The sequence below is a fragment of the Pirellulales bacterium genome (genome assembly GCA_035939775.1).
GTDB lineage: Bacteria > Planctomycetota > Planctomycetia > Pirellulales > DATAWG01 > DASZFO01.
In genome coordinates, this window is sequence record DASZFO010000098.1 from 1 (window position 1) to 1,546 (window position 1,546).

The following is a 1,546-nucleotide window of genomic DNA, read 5'->3' on the forward strand; positions in this document are numbered from 1 at the left end:
GCAGGCGATCGCCAAACGAAAACCAACGCGCGTATCGCTCTGGTTACATTGCGGGTTCCGCGCGGCGCATCAGTCGGCGGACCATGATGGCCGCAGCGCTCGCGACCCTCGTGGCTCCGAGCAGGGGCGCTCTTGCGACTCAGGAGCCCGACCCGATTTTCGCCGCGATCGAGCATCACCGGCAAGCCTGGGAGACATTCAAGAGCGCGCCCCCCGATGACGATCAGATGCGTTTGCACGAGGCAGTCTTGGTCGCCGAATCCGAGGTCGTGAACATTCGACCGACGACGACGGCCGGCGCGGTGGCTCTGCGCGCCTATCACCGCGAACATCGGTACCGCGAGCGCATGTACCCGACTCCCTTCCCGGGTGAATATTGGAACTGGGGCAAAGGTTAGGGCCCGCCGGCGCCCTCGATCCGGAAGCGCGCCCGCAAGGAAAGGGACGCGTGCAAACGGGTCGCGCTCCGACGCCGCGCGCTCGCTCATCATTGTTGGCCGTTTGGCTGAACCCACCACGCTCCCGGATGCGTTCCAGGCGAAACGTAGTAGCGCGGGCGGCCGGGCGTGGCCGTTCGAAGGACGGCGTCGCTTCCGCTAGCCTATGCCCGGCCATCCACGCCTTTGGCAAGTACCACATCGGAGAAAATGAATACCGACGCGATTGGCCCAAAGCTGAGTAGCGCGGCTTGACACTCTTTGGTCCGCACGAACACACTTCCGTCTAGAAATGGCAGAGCCATTCATTTCCGAAAGGAGAATGCATGTTGTCTCGTCGGCAAATCGTTACCTCGCCGCTCGCCGCTGGTTTGGCGCTGGCATCGCAAAAGGCGACTGCCCAGTCGGCCAAGCGCACCATCGTCGATGCCCAAGTGCATTTGTGGAAGGCGGAATCGGAGGATTGGAAATGGATCCCCGGCACCAAGCCGCAGATGCCCGAGCCGTTCACGATCGAGAAGCTTGTGCCGCTGATGGATCAGGCCGGTGTGGATCGCGTCGTCATCGTGCCGCCGTCTTGGCCGGGTGACCGCAACGATTACGCCCTTGAAGCGGCCCAGCGTTATCCCAATCGCTTCGCCGTCATGGGCCGCATCGCGCTGCAGAATCCGCAATCCGCCACGCTGCTGCCGAAATGGAAGGAGCAGCCCGGAATGCTCGGCGTCCGCATCAGCTTGCTCAGTGATGTCACGATGGCTTGGCTGACGGACGGGACGGCCGACTGGTTCTGGCCCGCAGCCGAGAAGGCGGGAGTGCCCGTCATGTTTCTTGTGCCGGGACAGATATCGATGTTTGCCCGTATCGCGGAGCGCCACCCAGCGGATATGGCCGACTTGTTTGTTGGCTAGACCAGGTCGTGAATGACCCGACACGGACATTAGCCCTTTTCATTTGACGTGGTTGCTGAACTAGTGGTCCAAATCTGACACTTCGATTCGTTTGGGGATTCCCTGAAGCACTCGCGTGTGCGAGTCTGTGGGATGCACGAACGAACCAATATCCGATTGAGCCGAGCCGACCGCAGCAAGCTTGAGGCTGTGGTCGCCGAC

The 1,546-nt window shown here is 61.9% G+C and carries 2 protein-coding genes; both read left to right on the top strand.

Annotated elements, in window-relative coordinates:
- On the top strand, positions 1-398 hold a 398-nt coding region (locus tag VGY55_05960), incomplete at its 5' end, for a hypothetical protein (GenBank protein HEV2969518.1).
- A gap of 365 nt (positions 399-763) precedes the next feature.
- Positions 764-1,345, top strand: a complete 582-nt coding sequence (locus tag VGY55_05965) for an amidohydrolase family protein (GenBank protein HEV2969519.1) — start codon at positions 764-766, stop codon at positions 1,343-1,345.
- Positions 1,346-1,546 lie beyond the last annotated feature (201 nt).

Coding starts and splice junctions, on each gene's coding strand:
- VGY55_05965 (HEV2969519.1), top strand. CDS start 764: ATGTTGTCTCGTCGGCAAATCGTTACCTCGCCGCTCGCCGCTGGTTTG.